The organism is Collinsella sp. HCP28S3_G2 (genome assembly GCF_052065125.1).
GTDB lineage: Bacteria > Actinomycetota > Coriobacteriia > Coriobacteriales > Coriobacteriaceae > Collinsella.
In genome coordinates this window covers 35656-57761 of record NZ_JBQHUO010000011.1, presented here as the reverse complement: position 1 = coordinate 57761, position 22106 = coordinate 35656, and the positions used below count along the sequence as shown (strand labels likewise).

Sequence of the window (22106 nt, the reverse complement as noted above, 5' to 3'; positions counted from 1 at the left end):
TGAGCAGGGCTGGTTTGCGACGAGAACTAGCAGGGCTTGTTGGCGGCACGAGCGAAGCAGGTTGTTTCGCATTGAGCGCTCCGGGCAGAAGAGGGCCATAATGGAGTGCGCACAATTTGTTTTAGAGGAGGATGCCGCATGGCAAAAGACGAACAAACAAGCTGGATTGTTGAGATGCTCATGGCCAGTGTGTCGGTGGCGCCCGCGGCTCTTTTGGAAGAGGTTATGGCAGATGAGCGCTGCGTGGATTTTGGCCCCATCCACCATTTTATTGTGGGCGCGGTGCTGCTTGCGTGCTGGCGCAACGCCGAAGCATCTGGGGAGCGAGATGCGATGCTCAAAGACGATCTTGCCGATTTGATGTCTCGGTCGGATTGCGTGCCGGGGGCGACGTGTGCCCGTTGGGGCGTGTGCGGGGCAGCTGCGTCTGCGGGCATGGCATATGCAATCGTGCGCGGCAATGCGCCGCTGCGCAGTGAAGGCTGGCAGGAGGGGCAGCTTATGGTTTCGGAGCTGCTTGCCGCCATCGCGCGCTCGGGAAGCCCACGGTGCTGCAAGCGAGATGCGCGCGTGGCGATTCGTGAGGCCGTTTCGTTTTTTAACGCGCTCGGCGGACCACAGCTTAAAGCATGGGAGAAGACGCCAACCTGCGATAGCTATGCGGTCAATACAGTGTGCATGGGCGAAAAGTGTCCGTATCATCCGTCCTTTATCATCCAATAGGGAACCGGGTGCCCCAATAAGGGTTGGGCAGATGTGACAAAGTGACAGTCCCTTTGTCACATTATCGGCGGTATGCGCGGGATGGTACGTCACGCGATGTGCCGTCCTGCTCGTTTTTTGGCGCGCTTCGTTACATTCCTCACTTGCGCCGGTAAAAAATGGGGATAGAGTAGGACAAACGCGTCGAATACGAACGGCGGGGGAGAGCGGGCAAGGTGCCTGCGCAGGAGAGGTTGCCGTCCATGCTGGAGCTCAAAGGAATTTGCAAAAGGTACGTTACGCAGTCGTTTACGCAGGTGGCGCTCGACAGCGTGAGCCTGTCTTTTCGGGATAACGAGTTCGTGGCCATTCTGGGGCCCTCGGGTTCGGGTAAGACCACGATGCTCAACGTTATCGGCGGACTCGACCACTTTGACTCGGGTGACCTGCTGATCGACGGTATTTCGACCAAGGACTTTCACGATCGCGATTGGGATGCCTATCGCAACAACCGCATCGGCTTTGTGTTCCAAAGCTATAACCTCATTCCGCATCAGACCATTTTGGAAAACGTGGAGCTGGCGCTTGCGCTCACGGGCGTGGGACACGCCGAGCGCCGCCAGCGTGCGCGCAAGGCGCTCGAGGCCGTTGGTCTGGGCGAGCACGTGAACAAGCGCCCGAGTCAGCTTTCGGGTGGACAGATGCAGCGCGTGGCCATCGCCCGCGCCCTGATTAATGATCCCGAGATTGTGCTGGCAGACGAGCCGACTGGCGCCTTGGATTCCATAACGTCCGTGCAGGTCATGGACTTGCTCAAGGACGTCGCGCGCGACCGTCTGGTTATCATGGTCACGCATAATCCCGATCTGGCGTACGAGTACGCCACGCGCATCGTCAACCTGGCGGACGGCAAGATCACCGACGATTCTGATCCTTTCGATGTCGCTGATGCCACGCGCCGCGAGGCCAAGCCTACGCGCAAAACCTCGATGAGCTTTGTGACGGCGCTGGGGCTTTCTGCCCGAAACCTTATGACCAAGAAGGGCCGTACGGCCATGACGGCCTTTGCGGGCTCGATTGGCATTATTGGCATCGCGGCGATTTTGGCGCTGTCCAATGGCGTAAACGGCTACATCAAAAAGGTCGAGGAGGATACGCTTTCGAGCTACCCGCTTACATTTCCAAGCAGGATTACGACCTGTCGTCCATGATGGGCGAACAGGGGGCCACGGATGACGATACGTCCAAGAACGAGGGTTCGTCCGACGACGGCACCGACGGCAAGGCTCAGGGAACCAAAAAGATTCCCGTGGTCACGGCCGTAAAGGATATGTTCGCAAGTGTTAAGTCCAACGATATGACGAGCTTTAAGGCATGGCTCGATGCCGGCGGCGACGGTATCGACAAAGAGGTCAACGCCATCCAGTACGGTTACGGCGTGACGCCGGTTGTCTATCGTGCCGGCAAGGGCGATGAGAAGCCTGTCCGGCTGGTGCCCAACGCTATGACCGAGGCCATGAGCGGTGGTGCGAGCTCGGCGGCAACAGTGAGCATGGACTCCATGGGGACCTCGGTCTTCAACGAGATGATCGACGATCAGAGTCTGCTCGACAGCCAGTACGATGTCGTCGCCGGCCATTGGCCTACGTCTGTTCACGAAGCCGTAATGGTGCTTTCGAGCCGTGGAACGGTGGGCGACTATACGCTTTACAGCATCGGTGCGCTGGATATCGATGAGCTCAACGACCTGGTGAACAGTGCCATGGCCGCCGACGGTAAGATTGAGACGCCTGAGAGCGGCGCCGACTTTACTTACGACGATGCGCTGTCCACGACGTTTAAGGTGTTGTCGCCGGCCGATGCTTATCGCAAAAACGAAGAGACCGGCATGTGGACTGACATGTCCGGCGACGCCGACTTTATGACGGCCAAGGTTGCCGACGGTATTGACGTGCACATTGTGGGCGTGGTGCGACCTAACGAGACGGCCAATGCGAGCGCGTTGTCTCCGGGCATTGCCTATACGCATGCGTTGACTCGCCAGCTTATGGAGCGCGCCGCCGATTCGCAGATCGTGCAAGAGCAACTTGCCCACCCCGAGACGGATGTCTTTACGGGCAAAACTTTCGACGAACTGCAAGGCGAGGCCAAGCAAGGCGTGGATCTGGGCAGTATGTTCAGCGTGGACGAGGCGGCGCTCAAGAGCGCGTTCTCGTTCGATGCGTCTGCACTCTCGGGTGCTGCCGGTGGCATGGATCTTTCGGGCATCGATTTGTCGGGCCTGGATATTGATCTTTCGGGCGTTGGCAAAGACATCGACTTAAGCGACATCATGGTCAAAGCGCCGACCCCCGATTTCTCGGGTATCTTTGACGGTCTGGAGCTCACGCCCGAGCAAATGCAACAGGTGGGAACGCTTGCCAACCAACTATTTGAGGGCTTTTTGCAGTCTGATCAGTTTAGGGCGCTGTCACCCGAAGATCTCAAAGACGCGTCAAAGCTTGCTGCCGCATTCTCGGCGTATCTCGAGAACGATGTTGTGGCGCAGCAGTGCCTGGCGCAGCTCAAGGCGCTCGGCGGCGATGCCCTGGCCGAGCGCCTGCAACAGGCGATGACCGACTATGTCCAAAATCAGTTGGCTCCGTATCTGCAGCAGGCTATGGATCAGGTGATGAAGGCGATCAGCGAGCAGGTGGCAACGACCGTGTCGACCCAGCTCAAGGCCGGCGCGGCAGGGCTCATGGACCAGATGGTGACGCAGATGTCTTCGAGTTTTGCCAACCTGGCGAGCGCCATGCGCGTGGATGCGAGCGCCTTTGCTCGTGCCATCCACTTCAACATGGACGCCGAGGACCTGAGCTCGCTCATGATGAGCTATGCCAAGGCGTCGAAGCTCACCTACGACAACAATCTGACCACGTTGGGCTACGCGGATGAAGCGGATCCCATCTCGGTCAAGATTTTCCCGCGTGACTTTGAGGCCAAGGAGCGCGTACTCGACCATATCGATGCGTACAACAAGCAGGTCAAAGCCGCCGGCCACGACGAGCAGGCAATCTCGTACACCGACTACATGGGCATCATCATGGGCTCGGTGACTGATATCGTGAATACCATCAGCTTGGTGCTCATCGCGTTCGTGAGCATCAGCCTGGTCGTGAGCTCCATCATGATCGGCATCATCACCTACATCAGCGTGCTGGAGCGCAAAAAGGAGATTGGCATCCTGCGCGCGATCGGCGCGTCGAAGCGCAACGTGGCAAACGTGTTCAACGCCGAGACCTTTATCGAGGGCCTCATTGCCGGTGTCTTTGCCATTGTCGTTGTGGTGGCCGTGAGTTTTCCGGTTAATGCCTGGGCGCTTGCTGCCAAACAGGTACCCAATCTGATGAGCTTGCCCGTGCAGGATGCGCTGGCGCTCATTGCAATTTCGGTGCTGCTGACGGTCGTTGCCGGCCTGCTGCCGGCCCGCAGTGCATCCAAGAAAGACCCCGTAGAAGCCCTGCGCTCCGAATAATGTGACAAAGGGACTGTCCTTTTGTCACATTGAGTGACATGTAAATCGAGGTCTAATACTTTTCCCGAGAAGTGAACGAGTCAAAATGGACCCCCGAAGCATCGACACTTATTGAAGGCGGTTTCCTGCGGTTTTGCCAGCCAAATCCTGCGGGTTTGGCGTCTAAAAATGTCGATGCTTCGGGGGTCCAAATATAGCCGTTCACTTCTCGGGAAAAGTATTAGACCTTGAGATATAGACGGCGTTTGCGAGCGTCAATTAGAGCGTAAGTTGCTAGTCCTCCTTTGCGGAGAGCATGAGGCTAATTACCGGATGGGTGTACTTGTCGAACTCTTCTTTGGGCTCGGTGTCAAAGGTGTAGTACGACTTGATAGATTCGTCCTCCGTCTTGATGCTGATTTGTTCAGACATGGCGGTCAGCAGCGTGCTGTTGGTGATCGCTTGATCGCGAACGTCCTCTTTTGGACAAGGAAAAAGTGGCGAGTGAGGGAGCTGCTGTGGGGCGGCCCTGCTTGCTGTTTGTGGGCGCCATTCACCTTCGTTGCACAGGGATGGTCGGAGGGCTGGTTGATGTCAAGCAACCGCCTCCGCCTTGTGGGCCGCCTCAAGGACAAGGCATAATGCATGTGACAAAGGGGCAGTCCCTTTGCCGCATTGATTTGAGAGTAGATGTTGATGATTCTATCGTTGGCCCCCATGGAGGGGATTACCGGGCATGTGTTCCGTCGCGTGCATGCGGAGTGCTTCGGTGCGCTCGACTGCTATTACACGCCGTTTTTGCCGCCGCCGCGGGTGGGCAACCGCTTTGGCGGCAAGGCGTTTAAGGAAATCGATCCGGCTAACAACCAAGGGCTTAACGTGGTGCCCCAGCTCATGTCCAAGAACGCGGATGAGTTTGTGTGGGCGGCGCGCGTGCTCGCCGACATGGGCTACCGCGAGGTTAATCTCAACCTTGGCTGCCCCTCGGGTACGGTTGTTGCCAAGGGTAAAGGATCGGGCTTCTTATGCAACCTCGATGAGCTCGAGGTGTTCTTGAGCGACGTGTGCGAGCGATCGCCCTTGCCGGTGTCGGTAAAAACCAGGCTGGGGCTGGAGAGCGACGACGAATACGAGCGCGTGCTCGATCTGTATTGTCGCATGCCGTTGGCAGAGTTGATCGTGCATCCTCGCATACAGAAGGATCGCTATACGGGCTCGCCGCGCAAAGAGTTTTATGGCGAGACGCTGGAGCGCGCGCCGTTTCCGGTGGCATACAACGGCGATATTTTTGATCTTGAGGACATGGAGGCGCTGGTGGAGGTCTATCCCGGTACACGCCATGTGATGCTGGGGCGTGGCTTGCTTGCGAACCCCGCGCTGGCTCACATGGTCAAGGGCGGCCCTGCTGCCACGGCAGCCGAACTGCAGCGCTTCCACGACACGCTGTTTGCGGCATATGCAGAAGAGATTGGCGGCAACGCGGTCTTTCGCATGAAGGAGTGGTGGTTCTACGCTAAATGCGCCTTCGCCGATCCTGCTACCGTTCACAAACTCGTACGCAAGACTAAAAAGGTCGACGAATACCGTGCCGCCGTCGAGCGCGTCTTTCGCGAGCAGCCACTTGCGCCCATAGCCCGCTTCCACGGTTAGCTAGTCATTGGGGACGTTCTTTAACGGCTAGTCATTTAAGAACGTCCCCAATGACTATGTTGCAAAAGCTGTACGTCAGCATCCAAAGATATCGAAAAATGTCGACTTTGGATGCTGGCGTACATGTTTGGATTCGGTGGGGGACTAGGCAATCATTGCGTCAAGGGTAATGAGTTCTCTGAGTCGCTCTGTGCGTGTTTGCCCATGGCGCTTTGCCTTCTCGTCAAACGCTTCAAGAACCGATTCACCCACACGTGCCGATAAAACAACGCTTGGCTCATCAGAGATCGACGGCCTTCCCAGCTTGATGGTGCGACCCTTCGGCCACTCATCTTTTTCGTATGCCTCCGCGGCTTTCTCCAACTCTCCGGGGGCAAATCCGATCATCTTTTCGAGTTGCTTAGCGTCCATAGCGCCTCCTATCGATCGATCCCGATTTCCCTGAGCACCTTGCGCGTAGGAGGGACAAGGGCGTGGTAAATGATATAGCCATCTCGATTGGAGCAATATCGAGCGATGAGCTCCATGAGACGGCTTCTTCCATCAAGTCCAACGAGAACGTAATCGATACCTCCGTTTTCAAGATCACGCCTGAACCATGCAAAAGCGGAGTTCCAGGCGCAGGTGATATCCGTCTCCGTCAGCCCGTGTTTGAGGGCGTGGGGGTGGATTGCGATGAGCTCCATAAGGGCCTCTCTTTTTGTATACAGTTTTGTAAACAAAAATGCAAGCAGTTAATAGGCTTAAGCGACTTGTTTTGATTGGACTTTTCGATGTAAAGCCGACATCGGAGGCTCCACTACTCCTTCGCTTTTTAGTTCGGTATGTGAACGTCCGTTGAACTCCCAGAGGGGAGCGTTTTCATAGATTATCGAGAGGAGCTTGGAGACTTCGGCTGTTTTCTTGCGTTCGTAAAACTCGGGCCGTACGACAATCAATAAGAAAGCTGCGTCTTCGGTAATTTGCTGTGCTGTCGGCATACCGTTGAGTCCAACGGAACGCAAAAGCTTTGTCATGATGAAATCGAACTCATCTTCTCTTGCATGGAGATCGGATGCCTTAATCTCAGGGTCTCTCAGGACGTACTGCTTGAGTCGTTCGACAGATCGACTGCACTTTATATGCCCGCAGATGACTTCGTCATAACTGAGCCTTTTGATTGGGAGACGTTCGTGACCGGCGAAGATGGCTGCCACTCTGATGCCAACGCGCCGTTCGCGCAGCGCGCGCATCTCACCGGTGTATTCGCTGCGTCGTTCATATTTTCGATAGGAGTATCCGTAGTCATCGTAGTAATAAGGGGCTTCATCGACAGCGTCATCGAGCTCAGGCGCTATGAGATAGAGTTTTCCATCTCTGGATATGACGCAGGGATTGTCGATTTGCCCCGATTCGTTCCTGATTTGCCAAATAGTTTCATTTATCTCAAATCTCGAGACTGGATTGGGGGCACAGGAGTTGTAGAGCTCAATAAGTTCATCGAGTGAAATGATTCCACAGGCATCTGTGTAGGCGCGGGCGAAGCGCCGTACTTCTTGATTTGATTCAAGCACACGGCGCTCCCAAGCATCCAAAACGTCCTGCGGACTTCGATAGCGGGCATGACGATCGATGCGCGATGCGCTCCAACGGTTATCAGCGGCAACGTTCATCAGATCCAAGCGCAGATCTTTGTCGGCGATGCGAGCGAGCGACTGATAGTGTTCTAGATCAAGCTCCGGTCGAAAACTCATGTCTTCCGGAACAGTTCGTGCGAGCTTTATGCAACGCTTGAGATAGGTCGGGCCCAGGCTTGGGCTAAAGTGCTGCTTGAGGTGGCAAGCGATGGGCGAGAGTAGGCCATTTAGATTGGAAATGGGGTATCCGGCAATCTCTTGCTCGAGACGGCGCCCGATGAGCAGAGCCCCTTCCGAAGAGGCCTCATGGTCGGTGCCTTTCTGGCCGAGGTGTTTGGCCTCGACAATCCTGCTGATATCCGAGCAGGTGTTTGAAATAATGTCGGGTGAAAGGGTTGGTATCTTTTTTGCCATAGCGATGCGCTCCTGTGTGACTCACGGAAAAGAAACAGTCTGATTGTGAGTGCCGTTCTTTGATGGCGACGGCGAACAGGAGCGCAGCCTGTCTGAGATGGGCGAGTGCGGTAACCACCGATCTTACTTACCGAGCTCGCTCCAGCGTGTCATTGGGGACCTCCGCAGGAGCTCTCGACCAGTCTCATGCCTTGGGATGAGTATAACACAGAGAGCAAACATATGTTCTATATATTTGAGAAACCGAAGCCCTACCCACTCATTTAAGAACGTCCCCAATGAGTACTCGCACGCTAGAGCAGGTTCTCCTGTACCCATGCGATGATGTCGCTCGATTCGTAGAGTGGTTTGCCGTCGATGAACAGACAGGGAACCTGGCGTTTTCCGCCGACGGCGATGAGCGTCTGCTCGGCTTCGGTATCGGTCGAGATATTGCGCTCGGGAACGGTCACGCTGTTATCCGCCAAAAAGCGCTTGACCTTCATGCAATACGGGCAGCCGGTCATAACGTACAGCGTGAGCTCATGATTAGTAGCCATAGGTCTCCAATCGGTTGAGGTTTTGATTGAAATACCCAAAGCCGCCGCGGTCTATGCATGAGCTGACGACGACTCGATGGCCTGTACCAGAAACGCCGTGGCTCCGGTGCCGCAGGGCTTGTCGTAGTAGTCGATAAAGCGCTGGTCAGCAAGATAGCCGTGGGCGAGGCCCAGGTATGCTTCGTCTTGGGGCTTGTGCCCCCAGTTAAGGCCAATCCATCGACGGTGCATCGCGACAAGTTTGCGGGCCTCGCTTCCATCCGCATCGCCGTCGCCCATGGCAATCGAAAGCTGGCCCAGAATAGCGCGTTCAAGTTCCTTCATGTCGTTCCATGTCTCGGGGTCCATGTCCAGCAGTGCTTCGTTTGCTGCGTCGATCGCCTCGTCGCCATAGCGCGCCCGCGCCTCGGCGCCGTAGCGCTCCTCGTTTTCCTGCACGGAGCGCCAGCGCTCCAGTTGCGGCAGGACGGCGCCCATGAGCGAGACGGCTTCGTCGAGCGACATGCCGGTGTTTTGCGCCAGCCGCGGGGCACAATCCTCGATCATCGCCTCCATGGTGGTGTCGTAGGTGTACTTGCCGTGGTCGTAGCACCACTTGCAGTAATGGTCGGTCGTGGCGCCCACAGCATCGGTGCCGCAGTCGTCGGGTGTGAGTATCATGCCGCAGCTCTGGCAATAGTGCTCGGGCATTTCGAGCAGGTGGGACAGCGGTTCTCCGGTTACGGCGGCAATGAGCTTCATCATGTCGATGCCCGGGGTGACTTCGCCGCGTTCCCAACGGCTGACGGCTTGGCGTGTGACGAAGAGCTTGGCGGCGAGCTGCTCTTGGGTAAGGTGATGGGCGCGGCGAATGGCAATGAGCTTTTCTGCAAAGGCCATAGCGACTCCTTTCTGCTGGTTGATGGCTTAAGCATACGCGGCGGCCGGCGCCCTTCCAAGCAACCGTTGGTTGCACGACGGGAGACCGCGGCGAAGAATTGCGCGCTGCACCCCACACCTCCATGCCGTACAATGACCGGCATGGAACCTATCGCACACATGCATACCGACCTGCCGCAGAAGTTCGGCATTCCGCGCAACAGCTTTTTGGCGCCCCACCTGCAGGGACGCATCGTCTTTGAGCCGGAATTTGCCTCCAACGCAGCAGTTGAGGGTCTGGACTCCTTCTCTCACCTATGGCTGCTGTGGCGCTTCGAAAACGGAACGCCCGGCGGCACGGCTAAGGATATAGCTGCCGATGCCAAGACGCAGGACAGGTCCGGCACCAACGTCAAGTGGTCGAAGACTGTGCGCCCGCCGCGTCTGGGCGGAGCCGAACGCGTGGGCGTGTTTGCCACGCGGAGTCCGTTTCGCCCCAATCCCATCGGTCTTACCTGCGTCAAGCTCAGCCGCGTTGAGCGCACCGACGACGGCCCCATCATCCATGTACTGGGGGCCGACCTGCGTGACGGCACGCCCATCTACGACATTAAGCCCTACATCCCGTTTGCGGACTGCCACCCGGATGCGACCGGCGGCTGGATTGAGGGTGCTCCGTGGCAAGAGCTCGATGTTGAGTTCCCGCAAGCGCTTCAAGACATGGTCCCGCCCGCAAAGCTCCCCGGCCTGGTCGAGGTTCTTCGCCAAGATCCGCGCCGCGCGGGCAGCAAGCACGAGCCAAACCGCGTTTACCACTTGGCTTACGCCGGACTCGACATATCGTTTACGGTTGACGGGGCCAGGTTGACGGTAACCGCAATCAACGACGCGCGAGACTAGCCAGCCATTCGTCCGCACCCATCAAATTAAGCGCCAAACCCCATGCCAAAATCGCCTACGCTGGTGGACAATAACGCTTACCGAATCATTCCGCTCTGCACGGGGGCTCAGCATGAAATACGACTTCACTTCAATCATCGACCGCCATGGCATGGACTCCATCGCCGTTGACTCTTGGGGTGAGATCCCCGGTATGGCTCCGAACGCACCCGACGAGGGCTTCGACCGCATTCCCATGTGGGTGGCGGACATGAACTTCGCCACGGTGCCTACAGTCCAGGAGCACATCATTCAGCGCGCCCAGCACCCCATGTTTGGTTACTTCAATCCGCGTTCCGAGTACTTCGACCGCATCATCGAATGGCAGAGCCGCCGTAATGGCGTCGAGGGCCTGGCGCCTGAGCATATCGGCTACGAATACGGCGTGCTGGGCGGTGTTGTGTCGACACTGCGCGCGTATGTCCAGCCGGGCGATGCGGTGTTGGTCCACAGCCCCACCTACATCGGCTTCACCAAGTCCATCGAGGCCGCGGGCTATCGCATTGTCCACAGCCCGCTTCAGCTCGACGACCAGAGCGTGTGGCGCATGGACTTTGAGGACATGGAGCGCAAACTCGCCCAAAACCACATCCATGCCGCAGTGTTCTGCTCGCCGCACAATCCCTGCGGCCGCGTATGGGAGCGCGACGAGATCGAGCGCGCCATGGACATTTATCGCAAGCACGATTGCGTGGTGATCTCGGACGAGATTTGGTCCGATATCATTCTGCCGGGACACAAGCACATCCCGACGCAGTCGGTGAGCGAGGATGCCCGCATGCGCACGGTTGCCCTCTATGCGCCGAGCAAGACGTTTAACCTGGCGGGTCTGGTCGGCAGCTACCACATTGTCTACAACGAGACGCTGCGCGACCGCATGTGCGCTGTGTCTAACAAGACCCATTACAACGAGATGAATGTCCTTTCGATGCATGCGCTTATCGGTGCCTACCAACCGCAGGGCTACGAGTGGGTGGACGAACTCAACCAGGTGCTTGCCGACAATATCGAGTACTTCTGCGATTACGTGGACGAGCATTTTGAGGGCGTGTCCTATTCGCGTCCGCAGGGCACGTACATGGTGTTTCTGGACTGCACCGAGTGGTGCCGCGAGCATGGCCGTGATATTCAGTGGTTGCTCGACGAGGGGGCACGCGTGGGCGTGGGGTATCAGGATGGACGTCCGTTCCATGGCCCCTGCCACATTCGCGTGAATCTGGCGCTGCCGCTTTCGCGCGTAAGGGAAGCGTGCGACCGCCTAGACCGCTACGTTTTTGGGGTATAGGGGTCGCACGATTCGGGTACTGCGGCTTGCGCCCGCGTCGTCAACGTGCGTGGGCGCATAGGGCGCAGAGGGTTGCGAGCGCGTTTTCCACGTTTGCTACTTTTCTTGAATTTGCTTGCCGCAAAGGTGTTCAACCGTAATTTCATACAGCTGGACGCCCCTGATACTTTGCTTGATCTCCTCTTCGACCTCTTCGGCAGAAGGATAGTACTTGAGGGCAAACTGTCGGACTTTGTCTTCGACAAACGCCGGGTCATCGTTCACGAGGCGGCAACGGCCGAAAACCACGGTGCTTTGAACATAGGGTGCCCAGTCGTCGTCTTTGTACCAATCGTTGCCATAGACGGTAAAGCAGACTTTGTCGCTGCGTTTGAGTGCATCGACCTTATGCCCCGCCTTGGCTCCATGAAAGTAAATTTTGTCGTGCTCGGGGTCAAAGTAGTAGTTAACGGGAATGGCGTAAGGATAGCCGTCGTCTCCGTTGACGGCAAAAATGCCGCGTTTGCAATTAACAAGCAGCTCTCGTGCCTCTTGATCGGTGATAGCACGCTTCTTTCTACGAAGAGGTCTAAACATCGTGGGTTTCCTTTCTTTCCGCGTGTTGCGTGCACGGCGGTGGGTGGTATGTCTATATCAAGATACTAGTTCAGGCTGCGAGGCCGACGGGAACATCCTATTTGTCGCAGATTGAAACGCACTTTTTTGTTGTGGAAGGATTGTCCCTCACAACTCGTCGTCTAGGGGCATTCTCGATGGCTGGTTCCGTTTGCGGGGGAGGCGTGGGACAATACCGACCAAAAGCGATTGCTTGTCCTGAAAAAAGGGGGTCTCGATGAAAAAGCTGAGGACGCTGGCCGATGTGTTGCGTCAAGCCGGTTTCGTGCGCATCACGGGCCTTTTTCTCGTCTTTTATCTTCTGTGTTCAATGGCTGTTTGGCTTTCTGAGCCAACAACTCTTACGTTTGGCGATGGCCTTTGGTTTAGCTTTGAGACCGTATCGACGATCGGCTTTGGCGACATTCCGGCCGAAACGCCGGTCGCCCGTGTCATCACGGTCGTCCTGAGCGTTATCAGCATTTTTTACATTGCCATGCTCACGGGCGTGGCGGTGAGCTACTGCAATATGCTCATCAAGATGCATCAAAAGGACACTATGGCGCGCTTTATGGATGATCTTGAGCATTTGGAAGAGCTCGATCGTGACGAGCTCGCCGATCTGTCGCGCCGCGTGCGTGAATATCGCCGGCGCCAGCGCTAAAACGGGCGCCGCGCGTCACGATGAGGGGGACTGAATTTGAATATCACCGTGTATCTGGGTGCCAGTATCGGCAATGACCCGGCGTTTCTGCCTGCGGTGCAGGAGCTGGGCAACTGGATTGGCGCCAACGGGCACGCGCTCGTGTACGGCGGATCCAAATCGGGCCTGATGGGCGCGCTCGCCGATAGTGTGCTTAATGCCGGCGGGCACGTGACGGGTGTGGAGCCGAGCTTTTTTATCGAGGCCGAGTTTCAACATGACGGTATCGACGACCTCATCGTGACGAGCGATATGGTGGAGCGTAAGGCAAAGATGATCGAGCTCGGCGATGCGTTCATTGCCTTTCCCGGTGGGACGGGCACGCTCGAGGAGATTGCCGAGGTTATGTCCGCGGTGTCGTTGGGGCACCTGAGTGCTCCGTGCATCCTGTATAACCTGGACGGTTACTACAACGACCTCAAGGCGCTGCTCGGACACATGATTGATAAGGGTTTATCAAGCCCACGGCGCCAGCAAGGCATTTACTTTGCCGAGGATCTGTACGAAATCGCATCAATTATCAACGGATAAGCCTTGAGCCTGTCCCGCTGTGGCCCCCGGTGGTTCCGTTTGCAGCGCAGACGGTTGGCTTGTCTGGGCCACATTCGCTCTACAATAAAACGTATCTATGTCGACTTTGACCGCGGGAGGACCCGATGGATAAGCTCGCTAAACCTACAAACCGCGCGCTGTTTTTAGTTAGCGTTGCCGTGACCGGTGCGTTCGCAGGTGCCGCGGTCTGGCTGTTCTTTTTTGTGATGGAGCATGGCATCGACTATCTATGGACCGAGATTCCGCACGCACTGGGCGTCGCTTCGCCCGAGCTCGCCAGCGGCCCGTTTGGCTTTCTGCCGTACCCGTTTTTTGTCTGCCTGCTGGGCGGCCTGTTAATCGGTCTGTACGAAAAGATGACAGACACCAAGACCGATAACCTCAATCAGGTGATGGCTAAGGTCAAGCAAGATGGGCGCTACCCGTACGACAATCTGGGCAAGCTTTCGCTTGCGGCATTGCTGCCGCTGCTGTTTGGCGGAAGTATTGGACCGGAGGCCGGCCTGACCGGCGTTATCGCGGGCCTGTGCAGCTGGGTCGGCGACCGCATGCGTCGCTTTGGCGCCGAGTTTAGGGAGCTCACGCTGCTGGGTACCCAGGCTGCCCTGACGGCGCTCTTTACCGCGCCTGTCTTTGGCTTTGTGGCGCCGCTCGCCGGTAGCGCCGACGGCCAGGGCGAAGATGCCGACGATGAGTCTGCGTCCGACGAGATCACCATCAAGCTGCCCAAGGCGCAAAAGACCGTGGTCTACGGCATTGCGATTGCCGGCGGTCTGGGCACTTACCTGTTGCTTGGCCAGCTCGTGGGCGGCGGCATGGGCATGCCCAGGTTCGAGTCCGCCGAGGTGGGCAACCTGGAGCTTGCCTGGCTCATTCCGCTGGCGTTGCTCGGCACCGTTTGCGGTTGGCTGTACTTTGTCTCCGAGCACGCGAGCGAAGCGCTGTCCCATGCAATAGGGGAGCGTCCTGTCGTCAAGGCCATGCTGGCCGGTCTGGCGCTCGCCATCTGTGGCACGCTCCTGCCCTACACCATGTTTGCCGGCGAGACCCAGGCCGATGTGCTCATGGAAACCTATCTGACCATTCCCGCCGGCGTGCTTATCGCGACCGGTCTTGTCAAGGCTATGCTGACCCCCGCCCTCATCAATATGGGCTGGCGTGGCGGTCACTTCTTCCCGGTTATCTTCTCGGGTGTAAGCCTGGGCTATGGTCTTGCCATCCTCACCGGCGCCGATCCGGTCTTTTGCGTCGCCGTCTGCACGGCCTCGACGATGGGCGCCGTCATGCGCCAACCCGTTATGGTCGTGGGCCTGCTGCTCATGTGCTTCCCGCTCAAGGGCATCGTCTGCATGATCATCGCCGCAGCCATCGCCGCCGGCATTCCGCTGCCCAAGCCGCTGCGCAAGTAGCATATTGCGCTTTGCGTTTGTTCAGAACTCGTTTTGAAGAAGCCGCGCGAGGCCATTTGTTTACGGCCTCGCGCGGCTAATGTTTAGAGCTTCCTCAGCACAATGGCGATGGTGTTGAGGTATTCGAGCGCGCCGGCTTCAACGGCAGCGCGGTCGCCTGCTGCGTACTCGTTGTCGCAGGCGAGCCAGTCTTTCCATGCTTCGTCCGTGCAGAGCATAGGCTGCATCGAGACAATCTCGACGCCAGGGGTCGGCTCGATCATGGCGCGCCACCAGGCTATGTCGTGCATATAGTCGAGCTGCTCGGGTGTCCAGGATTTGAGCAGGCAAACGGGCAGGTTGTCGTGGCAGTCGTAAACCATGCCGGGGATGCTTAAGTAGAGCATCCCGCCTTGCTTTACGTAGGGGAGTAGGCGCTCACCCAGATAGTGTGGGTCACGGCCGTAGTATTTGTACGAGTCGATACTTACGACCGCATCAAAATAGTCGTGCTCAAACGGCAGCCCCTGCGAGGCGTCTGCCTTAACAGGGTGAATCGTGTCGCGCGAGATACCGAGCGAATCGAAGAACGCACGGTTTTCGACGGGGTCGCTCCACAGATCGACGGCGTAGGTGTCAAACCCGTATTCGCGGGCGAGTAGGGCGCTGGTGATACCGGTGCCCGATCCAAGGTCGCAGACGCGGACGCCGCAGGGGATATGCACATCGCGAAGCAGCTCTTCGCAGAGCTTGAGGGGATTGGGGCCCATAATCTTAGGGCGTACGAGTGTCGCGCCGAAGCTAGTTGCTTTTGGGAAGGATTGAGATTCCTGGGTTTGCATTGTTCTTTCCTATCAGGTGCAAAAATGGCAGATGACGGAGGCGGAACGGCGCAACAAACCACGGCCGTTGGACGGCCGTTTTCGTGGTTCTATGCGATTGACCGTTCCCTAAAGAACAATGACCAAAAAGACATCCCCTTGGATGATCGAGACTGAGCCGAGGCCCGTGACGTTTATATTGTAAAACGTCACGGGCGTGCCGGGATATGCCGTTTGTCACGGATTTGCGAGCGTCTAGATCTCGCTTGGCACCGGCGCTATTTCCAAATCGCGAGCGCGGCGGTGCCCAGGACGATGAAGGCGAGACCGATGGCGCTGCGCCGTGAGAGTTTTTCGTTGAATGCCAGGCGCGCAAATAGTACCGATACGACAATCGATAGTTTGTCGATCTGCACCACGACGCTCACCTGGCCTGTGGCGATGGCGTAGTAGCACAGCAGCCACGATGCGCCAGTCGCAATGCCCGATGCCGCGAGAAATACGAGTTCGTAGCGGTCTACGTGCACGGCTTGGCCCATCTTGCCTTTAGCTGCCACGATTGCCCATGCCATAACCAGTACCACGCAGGTACGGATTGCCGTGGCCAGGTTGGACTCGACGCCTTCGATGCCAACCTTGGCAAGGATGGACGTGAGCGCCGCGAACACGGCGGCGCCGAGGGCGTAAGCGAGCCAGGTCCGGTCTTGCTGCCGCTCGGGTCCGGCAGACTGCTTCTTCTCGATCATTAAAAACGTGCCGAGGGTGATGACAGCGGTTCCCACGAGCTTAACCGCAAGGTTGCTCGTCTCGCCAAAAAGCACGATGGCGATCAGTGCAGCGAGTACGGTGCTCATCTTGTCGACCGGTACGACCTTATTGACGTCTCCGATGCCCAACGCCTTAAAGTAACAGATCCACGAAGCACCGGTAGCGAGTCCCGAGAGGACGAGAAAGAGCCAAGATCTGGGTTCGATGCTGCCGATGGTTCCAATGGATCCAGAAATGCCCGCCATTGCCCAGGCGAAAACGAGCACCACGCAGGTGCGAATGGCCGTCGCGACATCGGAGTCGGTCTGCTTGATGCCGCATTTGGCCAGGACTGATGTGACGCCGGCAAAGAAAGCCGACACAAATGCTGCTGCGACCCACGACACGGGTGAAATGCCTCCCCAAAGAACGACCGCGCCAGATTTACGGCGCTCGTCCGATGATACCGTCCCGCCATGAAGCTTTGATATCGCTGTGGTGAGACAGGGGACATAGTTCGAGAGGGCATTTGGTTAAGGCTCGAATCGAAGGTGAATGGTTTTCCGCGAAGTGAACGAGTAAATCTGGACCCCTGGAACATGCACACTTTTTTCGAACAAAACTGCAGGATTCTTAGACAAAAACCGCAGGAATTGAGTCCTTAAAAATGTCGATGCTACAGGGCACTGTTTTTACTCGTTCACTTCTCGGAAAAGTATTCACCTTCGATATGCTGACGGTGTCTTTTGGTTGCCAAGAACTAGACGGCCTGCTGTGAAGGGCGGTGGTGACGCTATGCCGCCTCGTTTCATTGAAAAAATAAGCGGGGTACCACCTAAGCTTTTTTAGCCGTCGATTACAGATCGCGTACTCGATAAACCTTGGTGCTGACAGCGCAGCTGATTGCACATAGTGCGAGCGCCAGTACTGCAGTTCCTGCACACAGACAGCCAAGGACGGTGGGATCGGGATTCGCCCCGGCAATCGACATGAGCCAGTTGCTGATGGGGTTGGAGGAGCTCAACGTGGCCATGGCAAGGCATCCGAGCAGGGCAAACAGGCCAACGGATAGGCGCAGCGCCTCCATGTGTCCAAATCGAAAGAACAGCGGCTGCGCCAAAAACACCATCATGAGGGAGATAAGCATCGATGCTGCCGAGGCGATTGCGATTTCAAAGACCGTCTGTCCGGTCGAAGGAATGCCCGCGCTGTTGAAGAGCGGGATGGAGGCGATGCTCAAAAGCGTGGCGGCGCACGTCATGACGGCCGAGAAGACAACGATGCTCAGGTAGCGTGCGCAGATGATGTCTTTGCGCGTGAGGGGCAGCGTTGCCCGATAACGCTCCCATCCGTTTTGATTGTCGAAGCCTGCCAGCGAGCTCATGACCATGATGGGTGACATGGCGCTGAGCGCGCAGGCGCCGGCACTCATGCCGGAGTCGCCACCTGACGTGTTGGCGAGGGTCAGCACAACGAATATGAACAGGCCGACGCCCGCTATGCTTGGGACAAGCGTGCGAACGATGGCGAGCTCGGACATAAAGGCGCGTTTCATTTCGAAGCCCCTTTCAGCGTGAGGCGTAGATAATCGTCAATGGTTGCCCGATCGCAGGGAATCTCGGGGAAGGCCTCGAGCGTTTCGCGACGGTTGGGCACGAGCACGTCCACGCTATAAGCGTGGTGGGAGGCACGGGCGCCTTCGACGCAAGCCATAAGCTCGGCGGCCTGCGCTTGGGTACAGTGGGCGATGCCGGCGCGGTCGGTAATGTCCTCGCGCGGCAGGTCAAACACAATCGAGCCGTTATCGATGCAAATGATGCGGTCGGCAGCGCGATCGAGGTCGGACGTAATGTGGCTCGAGAGCAGCACGCTGCGCTGGCCGTCGGCGACAAAGGCAAGCAGCTCATCGAGCAGCTCCTCGCGTGCCATGGGATCAAGACCCGCGGTGGCTTCGTCCAAAACGAGCAGCTTGGCCTTGTGACTGAGCGCACAGGCAAGCTGCAGCTTCATGCCCATGCCACGGGAGAGGTCCTTGACCTTCGCCTTGGGATCAAGGCCAAATCGGTCGATGAGGCTGGCGAAGGTGTCGTGGCTCCAGGTGGGGTACGCCGGGCTTACGAGTGCCTCAACTTCGGTCACCTTGAGTGTGGAAGGGAAAGGACACGTGTCCAGCACGAGGCCGACACGAGTGCGCAGACAACGCTGCGCTTCACCGGGCGCGTCGGCGCCGCAGTGCTGCCCAAACAGGTGCACCTCGCCGGCATCGAGTTTGATAAGCCCGAGAGCGGCGCGAATGGTCGTTGTCTTGCCGGCGCCGTTTGCGCCCACAAAGCCAACAATCTGGCCGGGCTCCACGGCGAGAGTGACATCGCGTAGTGAAAAGCGGTCGCTTACAGCGCGTGAGATGCCTTTGAGTTCAAGCAAGTTTTGCATGGTATAGCCTTTCTTGCAGATGGCTACTGCATGGTTTCGGGGGCTACCAGGTCGAGCATTTCGTGCAGTTTGTCGCGCGTGACGCCCAAGGCTTCGGCTTGGCTCGCCGCTTTCGCAAGCAGGTCTTCGATATGGCATAGCTGGTTTTCGCGCAAGAGCTCCTGGTTGCCCTCGGCGACAAAACAGCCCTTGCCCTGCACGGTGCAGATAAACCCGAGTTGCTCTAGGTCGGCGTAGGCACGCTTGGTGGTGATGACGCTCACACCCAGGTCGCTCGCGAGTGCACGGATGCTGGGGAGTTTGGCTCCCGCAGCGAGCGTGCCCGATAAGATCTGAGCTTTGACTTGCGAGGTTATCTGCTCGTAGATGGGGTTGTCGCTCGAATTGGATAGGATGATGTCCACAGCGGCTCCTTAGCTGTTGGGCTACACGTGTATATAACCGGTAAGCACAGTATATATACACTATGCACAGTTATGCAAGAGGTAAATAGGGATTGTCCGCTCGTTCATTCATCTCAATCTGTAACATCTGGAACCGATTTGGACGGCTACCTGTTACAGATTGAGATTTTGCTGGTGGGCCCCACCTGGTTGTCTCAATCTGTAACAACTGGAGAAGTTTTTGGCTGCTAGATGTTACAGATCGAGATCTTTCTGGGACGCCCACCTGTTTGTCTAAATCTGTAACAGGTAGAGGTTCAAAAACCGTCTAGATGTTACTGATCGAGACAAACTGCTGCGGAGTGCCGTCATCGACTGCTACACAGGCCCCAACTGATGAATTTGTCCTGATAGGCGCCCTAGAGCGGAATTTCGCGGCTACAATAGTGCGGTTACAACGACGTAATGCACTCAATGCAAGAAAGGATCCGCATGGCAAGCCTGTCGGATGAAATCTCGTCGCGCCGCACATTCGCGATCATCAGCCACCCGGATGCCGGTAAGACCACGCTTACCGAGAAGCTGCTGCTCTATACCGGCAGCATCCAGACCGCCGGCTCGGTCAAGGGCAAGAGCTCGGCCAAGCATGCCGTCTCGGACTGGATGGACATCGAGAAGGAGCGCGGCATTTCCGTCACCTCCTCGGTGCTGCAGTTCACTTACAACGGCGCCTGCGTCAACATCCTCGATACCCCCGGTCACCAGGACTTTTCGGAGGATACCTACCGTACCCTTATGGCCGCTGACGCCGCAGTCATGGTCATCGACGGCGCCAAGGGCGTCGAGGCCCAGACCAAGAAGCTCTTTAAGGTCTGTACGCTGCGCCACATTCCCATCTTCACCTTTGTGAACAAGCTCGACCACGAGGCTCGCGATCCGTTTGAGCTCATGGAAGAGATCGAGAATGTCCTGGGCATCAATACGTATCCCATGAACTGGCCGATTGGCAGCGGCCGCAATTTCCGCGGCGTGTTCGATCGTCAGACCCGTCGCGTCATTGCCTTTGAGGGCGACGGTCACGCCAACGCCACCAAGAAGGTCGCCGAGGTCGAGGCCGAGCTGGGCGATTCTTCCATGGATGAGCTCATCGGCGAGGAGAACCATAAGAACCTGATGGACGACATCGAGTTGCTCGATGGCGCCGGCGACGAGCTCGACTTGGATGCCGTGGCCTGCGGCAAGCTGAGCCCGGCGTTCTTTGGCTCGGCGCTTACCAACTTTGGCGTGGAACCCTTCCTTAAGGAGTTCCTGCGTCTGGCCCCGACGCCGCGTGCCTATACCGATACGCTTACCAGTGAACCGGTCGATCCCTGCCGCGACGACTTTAGCGGCTTTGTGTTTAAGATCCAGGCCAACATGGACAAGAACCACCGCGACCGCATCGCCTTTGTGCGCATTTGCTCGGGTAAGTTCGAGCGCGGCATGGATGCCTTCCACGTGCAGGGCAACCGCAAGCTTAAGCTTGCCACGGGCACGTCGATGATGGCCGACGACCGCGCCATCGTGGACGAGGCGTACGCGGGCGATATCGTGGGCCTGTTCGACCCGGGTATCTTTAGCGTCGGCGACACCGTGTGCTCCGGCAAGCGCCATGTGCAGTATCCGCAGATCCCGACGTTTGCCCCCGAGATGTTCGCTCGCATTACGCAGGTCGACACGCTCAAACGCAAGCAGTTCGTCAAGGGCATGGAGGAGCTTGCCCAGGAGGGCGCCATCCAGATCTTCCGCGAGCTTGGTGCCGGCATGGAGAGCGTCATCGTGGGCGTGGTCGGCGTGCTACAGTTTGAGGTACTCGAGCGCCGCCTCAAGGCCGAGTACCGTGTTGAGGTTCGTCGCCAGCCGCTGCCCTATACGGACATTCGCTGGATCCAGAACGACCCCGACACCATCGATATCCCGGGCCTTTCGCTCACGCGCGACACGCTGCGCGTCGAGGACATGCGCGGTGGCAAGCTGTTGCTGTTTACGAGCCCGTGGAACGTGGATTGGGCAACCGACCACAATCCCGACCTTATCCTGTCGGAGTTTGGCAACGTAGTCTTTTAACGCATCGGCGCGGTGGCCCTGCGGGGCTGCCGCGCTGCCTGCTTGCCTGATGCCGCGTGAGCGGCTATCATGCCCACCGTCGTCTCAAGACCGGGGCGTCCGAGCAGTTCGGGTCCGATATCCTGCTCGTTAAACCTAAAACCAAAGGAGTACATAATGATCAAGAAGGTCATGGAGGACTACAAGGTCCTGTTGCGGAGCATTCCCGCGGCAACGGTTTCGCTGTTTTTCGTGAGCGTTATCATGATGAACCTGCTGGCCAACAAAGAGCTCATCAGCCTGCCGTATCTGGCACTCGATTGCGGCTTTGTGGTGAGCTGGGTCTCGTTTTTGTGCCAGGACATGATCTGCAAGCGCTTTGGCGCCAAGGCATCCATCAAAATCTCTATCCTCGCACTGGCGGTCAACCTTGCCGTGAGCCTGTGCTTTTGGGCGTGCTCGCTCACACCCGGTATGTGGGGCGCCTACTACGACACGGGCATGATCGAGGTCAACACCGCCCTTAACGCCACCATCGGCGGCACCTGGTACGTGGTGCTGGGCTCTTCGCTGGCAATGTTCGTTTCTGCCGTGGTTAACTCCACGCTCAACCAGTCGCTCGGCCGTATGCTCAAAAAGAATAACTTTGCGAGCTTCGCCTTCCGCTCCTATGTGTCCACGGGTGTTGGCCAGTTTATCGACAACCTGGTCTTTGCCATTGTGGTGAGCCACACGTTCTTTGGTTGGACCTGGGTGCAGGTCCTTATGTGCTCGCTGACCGGCGCTGTCGCCGAGCTGCTGTGCGAGGTCTTCCTGAGCCCCGTGGGCTACAAGGTCGTGCGCGGCTGGGAGCGTGAGAATGTGGGCGCCGAGTACCTCAAGCGCCACGCAACCGCCTAAG

General features: G+C 57.5%; 23 protein-coding genes. 11 read left to right on the top strand and 12 right to left on the bottom strand.

The features are described from left to right. Nucleotides 1-138: 138 nt before the first annotated feature. From ACTNB2_RS07300 to ACTNB2_RS07290, 3 genes are all read left to right on the top strand, one after another. Nucleotides 139-723, top strand: a complete 585-nt coding sequence (locus ACTNB2_RS07300; RefSeq protein ID WP_441041794.1) for a DUF5714 domain-containing protein — start codon at nt 139-141, stop codon at nt 721-723. 242 nt (nt 724-965) lie between these two features. Beyond that, entirely contained in the window at nt 966-1913 is a 948-nt protein-coding gene (locus ACTNB2_RS07295; RefSeq protein WP_441044896.1) for an ABC transporter ATP-binding protein, read from the top strand. Continuing rightward, the gene (locus ACTNB2_RS07290; protein ID WP_441044895.1) at nt 1910-4219 is read left to right on the top strand and encodes an ABC transporter permease; all 2310 of its coding nucleotides are present in this window, start codon (nt 1910-1912) and stop codon (nt 4217-4219) included. The genes ACTNB2_RS07295 and ACTNB2_RS07290 overlap by 4 nt, the downstream gene beginning before the upstream one ends. 273 nt (nt 4220-4492) lie before the next feature. Here ACTNB2_RS07290 and ACTNB2_RS07285 read toward each other — a convergent pair whose 3' ends face one another. Continuing rightward, nucleotides 4493-4630 carry a hypothetical protein gene (locus ACTNB2_RS07285; RefSeq protein ID WP_441044894.1) on the bottom strand — a complete coding sequence of 46 codons (138 nt, stop codon included), beginning with the start codon at nt 4628-4630 and terminating at the stop codon, nt 4493-4495. A 285-nt stretch (nt 4631-4915) separates the two neighbouring features. Between ACTNB2_RS07285 and ACTNB2_RS07280 the strand changes: the two genes are divergently transcribed. Further along, nucleotides 4916-5848, top strand: a complete 933-nt coding sequence (locus ACTNB2_RS07280) for a tRNA dihydrouridine synthase (RefSeq protein WP_441044893.1) — start codon at nt 4916-4918, stop codon at nt 5846-5848. 144 nt (nt 5849-5992) lie between these two features. Here ACTNB2_RS07280 and ACTNB2_RS07275 read toward each other — a convergent pair whose 3' ends face one another. From ACTNB2_RS07275 to ACTNB2_RS07255, 5 genes are all read right to left on the bottom strand, one after another. Beyond that, nucleotides 5993-6259, bottom strand: a complete 267-nt coding sequence (locus ACTNB2_RS07275; protein WP_154516940.1) for a ribbon-helix-helix protein, CopG family — start codon at nt 6257-6259, stop codon at nt 5993-5995. Nucleotides 6260-6267: 8 nt separating this feature from the next. Then, nucleotides 6268-6534 carry a hypothetical protein gene (locus ACTNB2_RS07270; protein ID WP_154516943.1) on the bottom strand — a complete coding sequence of 89 codons (267 nt, stop codon included), beginning with the start codon at nt 6532-6534 and terminating at the stop codon, nt 6268-6270. A 57-nt stretch (nt 6535-6591) separates the two neighbouring features. After that, complete coding sequence (locus ACTNB2_RS07265; RefSeq protein WP_441016494.1) at nt 6592-7878, bottom strand: hypothetical protein; 1287 nt, start codon at nt 7876-7878, stop codon at nt 6592-6594. A gap of 293 nt (nt 7879-8171) precedes the next feature. Next, complete coding sequence (locus ACTNB2_RS07260) at nt 8172-8417, bottom strand: glutaredoxin family protein (RefSeq protein WP_427719374.1); 246 nt, start codon at nt 8415-8417, stop codon at nt 8172-8174. A 51-nt stretch (nt 8418-8468) separates the two neighbouring features. Next, complete coding sequence (locus tag ACTNB2_RS07255; protein ID WP_154516952.1) at nt 8469-9296, bottom strand: TipAS antibiotic-recognition domain-containing protein; 828 nt, start codon at nt 9294-9296, stop codon at nt 8469-8471. 141 nt (nt 9297-9437) lie between these two features. Here ACTNB2_RS07255 and ACTNB2_RS07250 point away from each other — a divergent pair, with 141 nt between their 5' ends. Together ACTNB2_RS07250 and ACTNB2_RS07245 are read left to right on the top strand one after the other, a co-directional pair. Next, on the top strand, nt 9438-10175 hold the full coding sequence (locus ACTNB2_RS07250) for a TrmO family methyltransferase domain-containing protein (protein ID WP_441044892.1): 738 nt from the start codon (nt 9438-9440) through the stop codon (nt 10173-10175). A gap of 112 nt (nt 10176-10287) precedes the next feature. Then, the gene (locus tag ACTNB2_RS07245) at nt 10288-11499 is read left to right on the top strand and encodes a MalY/PatB family protein (protein WP_441044891.1); all 1212 of its coding nucleotides are present in this window, start codon (nt 10288-10290) and stop codon (nt 11497-11499) included. 96 nt (nt 11500-11595) lie between these two features. On the opposite strand, the gene ACTNB2_RS07240 is transcribed toward ACTNB2_RS07245, so the two are convergent. Continuing rightward, nucleotides 11596-12075 carry a pyridoxamine 5'-phosphate oxidase family protein gene (locus ACTNB2_RS07240; protein WP_154516961.1) on the bottom strand — a complete coding sequence of 160 codons (480 nt, stop codon included), beginning with the start codon at nt 12073-12075 and terminating at the stop codon, nt 11596-11598. A gap of 256 nt (nt 12076-12331) precedes the next feature. Between ACTNB2_RS07240 and ACTNB2_RS07235 the strand changes: the two genes are divergently transcribed. The 3 genes from ACTNB2_RS07235 (at nt 12332) to ACTNB2_RS07225 (ending at nt 14757) form a co-directional block, all read left to right on the top strand. Continuing rightward, nucleotides 12332-12757, top strand: a complete 426-nt coding sequence (locus tag ACTNB2_RS07235) for a potassium channel family protein (protein WP_154516963.1) — start codon at nt 12332-12334, stop codon at nt 12755-12757. Between the two features lie 36 nt (nt 12758-12793). After that, nucleotides 12794-13327 carry a TIGR00730 family Rossman fold protein gene (locus ACTNB2_RS07230; RefSeq protein WP_441044890.1) on the top strand — a complete coding sequence of 178 codons (534 nt, stop codon included), beginning with the start codon at nt 12794-12796 and terminating at the stop codon, nt 13325-13327. Nucleotides 13328-13452: 125 nt separating this feature from the next. After that, nucleotides 13453-14757: a chloride channel protein gene (locus ACTNB2_RS07225; protein ID WP_427747525.1), complete on the top strand. Its 1305-nt coding sequence runs from the start codon at nt 13453-13455 to the stop codon at nt 14755-14757. Between the two features lie 83 nt (nt 14758-14840). On the opposite strand, the gene ACTNB2_RS07220 is transcribed toward ACTNB2_RS07225, so the two are convergent. The 5 genes from ACTNB2_RS07220 to ACTNB2_RS07200 all read right to left on the bottom strand — a co-directional run bounded on the left by ACTNB2_RS07220 (nt 14841) and on the right by ACTNB2_RS07200 (nt 19141). Next, nucleotides 14841-15506: an SAM-dependent methyltransferase gene (locus ACTNB2_RS07220; RefSeq protein WP_441044889.1), complete on the bottom strand. Its 666-nt coding sequence runs from the start codon at nt 15504-15506 to the stop codon at nt 14841-14843. A 329-nt stretch (nt 15507-15835) separates the two neighbouring features. Beyond that, nucleotides 15836-16711, bottom strand: coding sequence for an EamA family transporter (locus ACTNB2_RS07215; RefSeq protein WP_427796082.1), 876 nt, complete (start codon nt 16709-16711; stop codon nt 15836-15838). A 449-nt stretch (nt 16712-17160) separates the two neighbouring features. Then, nucleotides 17161-17859 carry an ABC-2 transporter permease gene (locus tag ACTNB2_RS07210; RefSeq protein ID WP_441044887.1) on the bottom strand — a complete coding sequence of 233 codons (699 nt, stop codon included), beginning with the start codon at nt 17857-17859 and terminating at the stop codon, nt 17161-17163. Then, nucleotides 17856-18737 carry an ABC transporter ATP-binding protein gene (locus ACTNB2_RS07205; RefSeq protein WP_441041812.1) on the bottom strand — a complete coding sequence of 294 codons (882 nt, stop codon included), beginning with the start codon at nt 18735-18737 and terminating at the stop codon, nt 17856-17858. Before ACTNB2_RS07205 ends, ACTNB2_RS07210 begins: the two co-directional genes overlap by 4 nt. A gap of 23 nt (nt 18738-18760) precedes the next feature. Next, entirely contained in the window at nt 18761-19141 is a 381-nt protein-coding gene (locus tag ACTNB2_RS07200) for a GntR family transcriptional regulator (RefSeq protein ID WP_427747521.1), read from the bottom strand. 471 nt (nt 19142-19612) lie between these two features. Between ACTNB2_RS07200 and ACTNB2_RS07195 the strand changes: the two genes are divergently transcribed. Further along, entirely contained in the window at nt 19613-21226 is a 1614-nt protein-coding gene (locus ACTNB2_RS07195) for a peptide chain release factor 3 (RefSeq protein WP_427719358.1), read from the top strand. Nucleotides 21227-21382: 156 nt separating this feature from the next. Continuing rightward, complete coding sequence (locus ACTNB2_RS07190; protein WP_229770709.1) at nt 21383-22105, top strand: VUT family protein; 723 nt, start codon at nt 21383-21385, stop codon at nt 22103-22105. Nucleotide 22106 lies beyond the last annotated feature (1 nt).

Bases quoted from the DNA above. Each gene is read 5' to 3' on its own strand.
- ACTNB2_RS07300 (WP_441041794.1), top strand. From the start codon at position 139: ATGGCAAAAGACGAACAAACAAGCTGGATTGTTGAGATGCTCATGGCC.
- ACTNB2_RS07295 (WP_441044896.1), top strand. From the start codon at position 966: ATGCTGGAGCTCAAAGGAATTTGCAAAAGGTACGTTACGCAGTCGTTT.
- ACTNB2_RS07290 (WP_441044895.1), top strand. From the start codon at position 1,910: ATGATGGGCGAACAGGGGGCCACGGATGACGATACGTCCAAGAACGAG.
- ACTNB2_RS07285 (WP_441044894.1), bottom strand. From the start codon at position 4,630: ATGTCTGAACAAATCAGCATCAAGACGGAGGACGAATCTATCAAGTCG.
- ACTNB2_RS07280 (WP_441044893.1), top strand. From the start codon at position 4,916: ATGGAGGGGATTACCGGGCATGTGTTCCGTCGCGTGCATGCGGAGTGC.
- ACTNB2_RS07275 (WP_154516940.1), bottom strand. From the start codon at position 6,259: ATGGACGCTAAGCAACTCGAAAAGATGATCGGATTTGCCCCCGGAGAG.
- ACTNB2_RS07270 (WP_154516943.1), bottom strand. From the start codon at position 6,534: ATGGAGCTCATCGCAATCCACCCCCACGCCCTCAAACACGGGCTGACG.
- ACTNB2_RS07265 (WP_441016494.1), bottom strand. From the start codon at position 7,878: ATGGCAAAAAAGATACCAACCCTTTCACCCGACATTATTTCAAACACC.
- ACTNB2_RS07260 (WP_427719374.1), bottom strand. From the start codon at position 8,417: ATGGCTACTAATCATGAGCTCACGCTGTACGTTATGACCGGCTGCCCG.
- ACTNB2_RS07255 (WP_154516952.1), bottom strand. From the start codon at position 9,296: ATGGCCTTTGCAGAAAAGCTCATTGCCATTCGCCGCGCCCATCACCTT.
- ACTNB2_RS07250 (WP_441044892.1), top strand. From the start codon at position 9,438: ATGGAACCTATCGCACACATGCATACCGACCTGCCGCAGAAGTTCGGC.
- ACTNB2_RS07245 (WP_441044891.1), top strand. From the start codon at position 10,288: ATGAAATACGACTTCACTTCAATCATCGACCGCCATGGCATGGACTCC.
- ACTNB2_RS07240 (WP_154516961.1), bottom strand. From the start codon at position 12,075: ATGTTTAGACCTCTTCGTAGAAAGAAGCGTGCTATCACCGATCAAGAG.
- ACTNB2_RS07235 (WP_154516963.1), top strand. From the start codon at position 12,332: ATGAAAAAGCTGAGGACGCTGGCCGATGTGTTGCGTCAAGCCGGTTTC.
- ACTNB2_RS07225 (WP_427747525.1), top strand. From the start codon at position 13,453: ATGGATAAGCTCGCTAAACCTACAAACCGCGCGCTGTTTTTAGTTAGC.
- ACTNB2_RS07220 (WP_441044889.1), bottom strand. From the start codon at position 15,506: ATGGGCCCCAATCCCCTCAAGCTCTGCGAAGAGCTGCTTCGCGATGTG.
- ACTNB2_RS07210 (WP_441044887.1), bottom strand. From the start codon at position 17,859: ATGAAACGCGCCTTTATGTCCGAGCTCGCCATCGTTCGCACGCTTGTC.
- ACTNB2_RS07205 (WP_441041812.1), bottom strand. From the start codon at position 18,737: ATGCAAAACTTGCTTGAACTCAAAGGCATCTCACGCGCTGTAAGCGAC.
- ACTNB2_RS07195 (WP_427719358.1), top strand. From the start codon at position 19,613: ATGGCAAGCCTGTCGGATGAAATCTCGTCGCGCCGCACATTCGCGATC.
- ACTNB2_RS07190 (WP_229770709.1), top strand. From the start codon at position 21,383: ATGATCAAGAAGGTCATGGAGGACTACAAGGTCCTGTTGCGGAGCATT.